At 54.1% G+C, this 3,061-nt stretch carries 4 protein-coding genes; 2 read left to right on the top strand and 2 right to left on the bottom strand.

The window, feature by feature from the left end; translation table 11 throughout:
- On the top strand, nt 1–1,189 hold a 1,189-nt coding region (locus AQS70_RS09360; protein WP_055102534.1), incomplete at its 5' end, for an ATP-binding cassette domain-containing protein.
- A gap of 68 nt (nt 1,190–1,257) precedes the next feature.
- Here the strand turns inward: AQS70_RS09360 and ppnP are convergent.
- A complete protein-coding gene (gene ppnP / locus AQS70_RS09355; RefSeq protein WP_055102533.1) occupies nt 1,258–1,539 on the bottom strand; it encodes a pyrimidine/purine nucleoside phosphorylase in 282 nt (93 codons plus the stop codon).
- A 90-nt stretch (nt 1,540–1,629) separates the two neighbouring features.
- Nucleotides 1,630–2,172 carry a 3'-5' exonuclease gene (locus AQS70_RS09350; RefSeq protein WP_055102532.1) on the bottom strand — a complete coding sequence of 181 codons (543 nt, stop codon included), beginning with the start codon at nt 2,170–2,172 and terminating at the stop codon, nt 1,630–1,632.
- Between the two features lie 227 nt (nt 2,173–2,399).
- Here AQS70_RS09350 and AQS70_RS09345 point away from each other — a divergent pair.
- Nucleotides 2,400–3,061 (top strand): amino acid ABC transporter substrate-binding protein (locus tag AQS70_RS09345; RefSeq protein WP_187331799.1); only part of this gene is annotated, 662 nt, incomplete at its 3' end.

The raw sequence follows: 3,061 nt of genomic DNA, 5'->3' as shown, positions 1-3,061 counted from the left end.
CCGTCAAAGCCAAGACCGAATTGCCGATGTTGGCAGCTACGTGTCGGAGGCCTTGACCCAGATCAAAACCGTTCAGGCTTACAACCACCAACAGCAAGACCAGCGGCGCTTTGCACACACGGTGGAAGAGGCTTTTGCCACAGCGCGCAAGCGGATTTTGCAGCGTGCTTGGTTGATCACGCTGGTGATCTCACTGGTATTGGGCGCGGTGGGGGTGATGCTCTGGGTGGGCGGCATGGACGTGATAGCCGGGCGAATCACCGGCGGTGAATTAGCAGCGTTTGTGTTTTACAGCCTAGTGGTTGGCAGTGCGGTAGGTACGTTGAGTGAAGTCATTGGCGAACTGCAACAGGCGGCTGGCGCAGCACAACGGATTAGCGAACTGCTGCAATCCAAAAGCCAAATTGTGGTGCCAGAAACGGGGTTGCAGATGCTGCCTGAACGGGTTGAAGGTCATTTGCGGCTGGAAGACCTGTATTTTTCTTACCCTTCGCGTCCAGAAAATTACGCGATAGCGGGCCTAAGCCTGACGATCAATGCAGGCGAAACCTTAGCCTTGGTTGGGCCGTCTGGCGCCGGTAAATCGACCTTGCTCGACCTGCTGTTGCGTTTCTACGATCCTCAGCAAGGGCAGATCCTGCTTGAAGACCGGCCCATTCAGCAACTTGACCCGCACGATCTGCGACGTTGTTTTGCCTTGGTGTCGCAGACCCCTGCACTGTTCTTTGGCTCGGTCGAAGACAACATTCGGTATGGCAACCCGAACGCCACCGATGCTCAAGTAGAAACGGCAGCTCGCATTGCTCACGCTCATGAGTTCATCTTGCAAATGCCTCACGGCTATAAAACCCATTTGGGTGATGGTGGGCAGGGCTTATCGGGGGGGCAGCGTCAGCGACTGGCAATCGCTCGGGCGCTGCTGGTTGATGCGCCCATTTTATTGCTGGACGAAGCCACCAGTGCGCTGGATGCGCAAAGCGAGCATTTGATCCAAGAGGCGTTACCCAGCTTGATGAAAGGGCGGACGACGTTGGTGATTGCTCATCGTTTGGCGACGGTGCAGAACGCGGATCGTATTGCCGTGATGGACCAAGGCAAGCTAGTGGCGATAGGCACTCACGCCCAGTTGATCGTCAGTAGCCCGCTGTACGCGCGATTGGCGGCGTTGCAATTCAACACGGGGGCTTAAAGATCACAAAAATGGGCTAGCGATGGGCTGTAGGAGCGAGCAAGCTCGCTCCTACATGATCTACTTAATCAGCGGTATTCACACAGGTAAGCAGTTTCGACCGCGACCTTAAGCTGAAACTTGCTATTTGCCGGTACGTTGAACTGGCTGCCGGTTTTGAACGTTTCGAATTCGTTGCTGCCCGGCAGTTTGACCTGCAGCTCGCCAGATACGACGTGCATGATTTCACGCTCAGCAGTACCGAATTCATATTCCCCCGGGGCCATGACGCCAATAGTGGCTTTGCCTTCAGCTTGTGCGAAAGCAATCGACTTGACGGTGCCGTCGAAGTATTCGTTAACTTTAAACATGGCGATTCCTCGGAATGGGCTAAAAAGGGCGGCCAGTATGCAGAAGCCGTTTTATCCCGTCACGCCCTTTTGTGTCGGCTCAACAGCGTCTTAAACCCTAAGCACCAGTGGCAGTAAACGGGCGGTATTGCGGGCATCCTCTAGGGCACGATGCTGCTGCCCACTGAACTGCATGCCTGCCAGTTGCAATGCACTGTTAAGACCCAGCGGGTGCTTTAGTTGGCGGGCGTTAGCAAATAGCTGCTTGAGATTGGTGTGCGGTAAATGCTCTAGGGCACTGTTCAGCTGTTTTTGTTGCCATTCTTGTTCCAGTTGCTTGCGATCGTAATCGCCCCAACTGGCCCAGCCTTCGAGTTTGGGTAGGTGCTGGCCGAGCCAACGCTCGAATTGCCCCCAAACATGCTTGGTAGGGCTGGCATGGTCGATGTTGGCTTGAGTGATGTGGGTTAACTGACGACAAAAAGCAGTAAGCAGCGGCCGCCGTTGCGGGCGTATGAAGCGCTGAAAGTGGTCGATCTCACGTCCTGCACGAGTGACGATGCTGGCACCGATTTCGATGACTTCCATTTCTTCTAGAGGCCAGCCGCCGTCATCGGTGGTGGCTTCCAAGTCAATTACCAGCCAGTGAGGCATGTGCAGCTTTCCTTAAACAACATCAGCGTTGAGGATGCAGCGTAGCTAAAGTGCAGCCACGGGGCACTTAATTTATAGAGCGCCAGCGCCACGCTTGCTTGCTTGTCTGGGCGCGATTAAATTACGGGCGTACTAGGATCTGTACATCTCTCAATCAATAAGTTCCAGTCATAGGCGTCCCGATGTGCGCAGCGTTAAAGTGTTTGCCTAAGTGGATGGCGCGTAGCGTGCTTTTGCCACTGAGTGTCAGCTTTATGGCACCTGTTTGGGCGGTGCAAGAGGTGCGAGTGGGTGCGGCGCACTTTCCGCCGTATATCGTGCACCCAGAGCGGGGTGGCGATATAGGGTTATTGCAGCAATTGCTGAGCGCAATGAACCAGTTGCAACCTGACTATCACTTCATAGTGGTCCCCACCTCTTTGGCGCGACGGGTGCGCGACTTTGATCAGGGTCGAGTCGACCTGACGTTCTTTGAGTGTGAATGCTGGGGCTGGAAAGGGGTCGATTACGAGTCTGTTGATCTTGGCCTTGAAGACTCGGAAGTGTTTGTCGCTAAACAACAGCCGGGACGTGATCAAACTTATTTTGATGACGTGAGCGGAAAACGGATGGCGCTTTTCACCGGTTACCACTACGCATTTGCCGACTTTAATCTCGCGCCAGCCTATTTGATCAACACCTTCAACGCGACGTTGACCTACTCACATAAAAGCAATCTGCAGATGGTCTTGCGTGGTCGTGTAGACATAACGTTGTTAACGCGATCCAACCTGACCGATATATTAAGGCGCAACCCGCAATATAGAGCTCGTGTATTGGTGTCTGAGCGGGTTGATCAGTTTTACCACCACCGTGCGTTCGTTCGACGGCAAGGCCCAATCAATGCAGA

It is taken from the genome of Pseudomonas endophytica (assembly GCF_001411475.1).
GTDB classification, from domain to species: Bacteria; Pseudomonadota; Gammaproteobacteria; order Pseudomonadales; family Pseudomonadaceae; genus Aquipseudomonas; species Aquipseudomonas endophytica.
Note: the sequence above shows the minus strand (reverse complement) of the source record. Positions and strands in the feature narration are given on the sequence as shown.

Excerpts from the sequence above, each read along its gene's own strand:
- AQS70_RS09350 (WP_055102532.1), bottom strand. The coding sequence starts at position 2,172 with ATGCCTCACTGGCTGGTAATTGACTTGGAAGCCACCACCGATGACGGC.
- ppnP (WP_055102533.1), bottom strand. The coding sequence starts at position 1,539 with ATGTTTAAAGTTAACGAATACTTCGACGGCACCGTCAAGTCGATTGCT.